General features: G+C 29.9%; 1 protein-coding gene. It reads right to left on the minus strand.

Annotated elements, in window-relative coordinates; translation table 11 throughout:
- Positions 1-125 precede the first annotated feature (125 nt).
- A partial coding sequence (locus AOA59_RS33425) for a DUF896 domain-containing protein (RefSeq protein ID WP_099485618.1) occupies positions 126-301 on the minus strand: 176 nt, incomplete at its 5' end.

Raw genomic sequence — 301 nt, forward strand, 5'->3', positions numbered from 1 at the left:
TAATATACCCTCTCTTAAAGTAAAACAACCTTAATTCTAGTGATTTTCCTTTTGTTCGAAAATTCACAACAAAAAATAATATAAAAAAGAGAAGCTCTCCTTTTTATCAGATAGTCTTCTACTTTTTAGTGATAATATCCATTATTATTATCTTTTTTCTTTTCTTGTTTTAGCTTCTCAGGAGTAACATCATTACCTGATTCATCCACGATCTTTACTGATTTCAACTGATTTTTGAATGACTGACGCATGCTATTCAGGTATTCCTCGCGTAATGCTTTTTGCTCCTTTTGTTCTTTTA

The organism is Pseudomonas sp. 2822-15 (genome assembly GCF_002742515.1).
In the GTDB taxonomy this organism is placed as follows: domain Bacteria; phylum Pseudomonadota; class Gammaproteobacteria; order Pseudomonadales; family Pseudomonadaceae; genus Aquipseudomonas; species Aquipseudomonas salomonii.